The sequence below is a fragment of the Streptomyces sp. NPDC096310 genome (assembly GCF_044763125.1).
Classification (GTDB): Bacteria; Actinomycetota; Actinomycetes; order Streptomycetales; family Streptomycetaceae; genus Streptomyces.
In genome coordinates this window covers 1-3,509 of record NZ_JBIWFO010000057.1, presented here as the reverse complement: position 1 = coordinate 3,509, position 3,509 = coordinate 1, and the positions used below count along the sequence as shown (strand labels likewise).

Below are 3,509 nucleotides of genomic sequence, written 5' to 3'. Positions count from 1 at the left end.
CCGCAGCGACCTCATAGACGGCTGCCTCGCCGAGACCGGCCTGACCATCAGACCCACCTGAGCAACCCAGCGACATCACGAGTTCAACCTCAGTAACTGCCCAATTTCCACCAGGTGTTCGAGCTGGCGCCGCAGCACCATTCTGCCCCCGATCTCGCGGCGGAGCGTGGCCTCGCACTGAGCGAAACTGAAAACGGGCTGGGCGGTTGGTGACCGCAGGATCTGCTTCCGCGCCGTACGCCCGGCCATCCTCCGCTCCACCTCCTCCTCGGAGAAGGGCGGCCGCCGGTTGCCGAACACGGCCTCCGCGTACTCCTCGGTCTGGAGCAGCCCTTCGATGACGGAGTTGTTGTAGGCCAGCAGCTCGACGGCCTCGTCCTCCAGCTTCTTCACGCCCCGGACCTTCTTCGGATAGCGCGCCTCCGCCATGTCCTCCTTCATCGCGGCGATCCGGCCGCCCGCGCCCAGCACCTCGTCCGCCCGGTCCAGGAACTCGGGCCGGGGGATACGGCTGCCGGCCTCCACCTTGTAGACCTGGTTCTCGCCGTAGCCGATCGCCGCACCGAACTCGGCCTGACTCAGCCCGGCCGCTGTCCGCCAGAGCTTGATCTGCCGCCCCAGCGCCGCGACGACGGCCCCCGAGTCGTCATCCTCGAAATCCGGCCCCCAGCCGGATCCGTCAAGACCGTCCACTCCGTCCGTACCGCTCCTGCCCGCACTCATCGCGCGCACCTCCGAGATCGACGTCAGTCACCACACGAATCTCCGCGCGCGGAAGGCCCCGAAGGGGCACACAGGCCAGCAATCACCCGTAAGCGCGCTATTGCGGATGACCCTACGCACATCCGGCCACACATCGTGACGCAAACGTCGAACCACCACACGTGCGAGCGTCCCCGGCGACGGTCCGCACCCCTCAACGCCTCGCTCCATGAACTAGGTTCGGGACGCTCCATCGACAAAGGAGAGACACGGTGCTGGGACTGCTGGGCTTCTACGACGAACTCAACGCCGACCCCGGACCCGGCGCCGGCCAACCGAACGGCTCCCTCCACGAAGCGGTCCGCCCCACAGGCGAGCCGGACGAGGCGGACCTGGTGACGTACCTGGACGCCGGCCACTACCTCATCGACGTCATGGAATTCGGCCGCGACGTCATCACCGGACACCCTCACCGGCACTCCCCGGGCTGCTCATCACTGCTCACCGACGGCACCTGGCTCTGGCGCCAGGACTTCCCCCACTACGTCGAGACGCATCACGTCGCACTCCCAGGGGCGTTCACGGAGCATGCCCGCGGCCAGGACTATCGGATGCCGCCCCTCATCACCGCGGAGTTCGCTCCCCATTACAACGAGACGATGCCCGTGGTCGGCTGGACGTCCCTCGTCCCGTGGCCTTCGACTGCCGCTGTACTGGAACCACCGCGACGCGGAGCAACCGGTACAGCTGACTCCGGCACGGCGATGTCGGGCCCATGTTGATCAGGCGACCTGAATTCCTGACGAACATCCTGTTCGTGCCCAGCGGTTGCGACCAATAGGTAGTGACATGCGGTCAGCTGCGGCGTTCCGTTCGGCACACCTCGGCGAGGTCCGCCATCGGGCTCAGGGCGAATCATAATCAGAATTCTGCATATCCAAGAGAGTTGAGTACAGCAATCTCAGCCATCGGCTCGCTCTGCGCATCGCCATTGACGTACCAGGAGCCGTCCCAGGAGACGTGCCATACTTCGCCGCGGAAGTTCTCCCACTCTACGAAGCTCCCGGCAGCAACCTCCAAAAGCGCCAACTCCCTGAGAAGGACATCCCTTGCCGTAAATCCCCGTGATGCTAAGAATCCACAGTGAATCCACGAGCGATGGCGAACGGCTTGGCGCCCTTCGATTCCCCCGACAGGTGCGGCTCCCTTGCGAACCCAAGAACAGCGGCGACGAGTTCCGTTACCAAATGAACGCCATAGATAATTTCGACCTCAAATTGGCGCCCCGGGTCCACCGCCAGAGAGAAGACGAACCTAGACATGGGAGGCCAGCGCCACGCATCCCGCAGACGAGGAAAAACCTCTGCTCCCTCGACACTCGCCACAGCATTCTCGAATTTCATGACCCCACCAACCTCACCCGCCGCATCCGCTTTCACGGTCTCCGGCACTCGACCGCCACGCTGCTCCTGGAACAGGGCGTCGAACTCGTCGTGATCAAGAAACTCCTCGGCCACGCCCACATCGGCGTCACCGCCACCGTCTACGCCCACGTACGACTCCGCCTCCAACGCGATGCCATCGACACACTCAGGACCGCGCTCGGCAGCCCGCCGATCACCAAGGCCAACGGTGACAGCGACGAATCGCCGCCCTGCACCATCGTTCCGCTGACGTTGCCGTCATTTACTGCCGTCACCCCACACAGAGGCCCCGCCAGGACACACCTGGCGGGGCCTCATTTCGCTACAGCGAACGGGTTAAGAAAAGGAGAATTCAGGAATGCATCGAGCCGTAGCAAGCAAGTGAACAGTCAAGATTCTCGGCGACTCAACTATTCCCAATACTCGCTGACCGCTCCCACTCTTCAGCCTCGCACAACAATGGCCCTACCATTGACCGCGCGCCAGCCGCATAGACCATCCACCGAAGCTCCTCGCAGCCATATACCGCCTCTCCCTGTGAATCAATCCACATGCACACAATATTTCCGGAAACCGCCGTCAAATCCCACCAAGACCAGGTTCGATGGCCCGGCTCAAATGAGTACAGGAAATCCTGAACTGTCCACTCCTCATCACCCCGATGCGCCGCATACCTAGGAGCAGCCTCCGCCCAAGCATCGGCAGCCCAAGCGGGCACGTCGACCTCTGAGATCGTCTCGGATTCAAAGTCAGCATCCAAGCCCGTTTTGACTCCAGCCCCGACCAACTCCCGCAGTCGCCGCCCAAAAGTCTCCGCCTCGTTCCACGCCTCCACCTCGATGTAGAACACCGACAACATCCCATCCGGGAATACATCGGGACGGTTAGCGATCCTGACAAGTTCACCCATTGACGTCACCGAACCACTCTCCCGGAGCCAGGAATCACGGCGGAAAGCAACGCGGAGAAGTTTTCCCCGCCAAACAAATCATGCGGGATGCCATAAAGATCCGCTGCCACCTTCGGGTCATCGATCTGAGGTCTGCCCACGGAGTCGATGTTCCACTCTCGGCGACTCATACCCTTCGGTCGACGCTGACCGATGGCTGCGGCGCGGACCTCGCCGAGAAATGACTTCGGAACGTCGAAGGCGACGATCTGGCTTTCCGCGCCACGGAATGCCTCGGTGTGCTCGATGTTGCCGCTCATATTGACATGGATCATCGCATCACCGCTCGCCGAAACGTTCCCACCGGCATCAATGTGTATCCGCTCGCTATGCCCCCCGGCTGTCCTTCGACAATGAAGTTAGTCGAGTGCGGGTGCGTGACCTGGGTGGACTTGGTTGGTTGGCAAGGAAGACCCGCAGTGCGGGCATTGAGG

General features: G+C 62.6%; 4 protein-coding genes and 1 pseudogene. 2 read left to right on the top strand and 3 right to left on the bottom strand.

Features of this window, described 5'->3' with window-relative positions; translation table 11 throughout:
* Nucleotides 1-75: 75 nt before the first annotated feature.
* Entirely contained in the window at nucleotides 76-723 is a 648-nt protein-coding gene (locus ACIQ7D_RS37410; RefSeq protein ID WP_403945747.1) for a Scr1 family TA system antitoxin-like transcriptional regulator, read from the bottom strand.
* A gap of 251 nt (nucleotides 724-974) precedes the next feature.
* Here ACIQ7D_RS37410 and ACIQ7D_RS37405 point away from each other — a divergent pair, with 251 nt between their 5' ends.
* Both ACIQ7D_RS37405 and ACIQ7D_RS37400 read left to right on the top strand, forming a co-directional pair.
* Entirely contained in the window at nucleotides 975-1,484 is a 510-nt protein-coding gene (locus ACIQ7D_RS37405; protein ID WP_403945745.1) for a hypothetical protein, read from the top strand.
* Nucleotides 1,485-2,105: 621 nt separating this feature from the next.
* A pseudogene (locus ACIQ7D_RS37400) lies at nucleotides 2,106-2,315 on the top strand (tyrosine-type recombinase/integrase); the annotation flags it as partial.
* Between the two features lie 217 nt (nucleotides 2,316-2,532).
* On the opposite strand, the gene ACIQ7D_RS37395 reads toward ACIQ7D_RS37400, so the two are convergent.
* Nucleotides 2,533-3,036, bottom strand: a complete 504-nt coding sequence (locus ACIQ7D_RS37395) for a hypothetical protein (protein WP_403945749.1) — start codon at nucleotides 3,034-3,036, stop codon at nucleotides 2,533-2,535.
* Between the two features lie 5 nt (nucleotides 3,037-3,041).
* Nucleotides 3,042-3,335 carry a hypothetical protein gene (locus ACIQ7D_RS37390; protein ID WP_403945743.1) on the bottom strand — a complete coding sequence of 98 codons (294 nt, stop codon included), beginning with the start codon at nucleotides 3,333-3,335 and terminating at the stop codon, nucleotides 3,042-3,044.
* Nucleotides 3,336-3,509 lie beyond the last annotated feature (174 nt).

Excerpts from the sequence above, each read along its gene's own strand:
- ACIQ7D_RS37395 (WP_403945749.1), bottom strand. The coding sequence starts at position 3,036 with ATGGGTGAACTTGTCAGGATCGCTAACCGTCCCGATGTATTCCCGGAT.
- ACIQ7D_RS37390 (WP_403945743.1), bottom strand. The coding sequence starts at position 3,335 with ATGAGCGGCAACATCGAGCACACCGAGGCATTCCGTGGCGCGGAAAGC.
- ACIQ7D_RS37410 (WP_403945747.1), bottom strand. The coding sequence starts at position 723 with ATGAGTGCGGGCAGGAGCGGTACGGACGGAGTGGACGGTCTTGACGGA.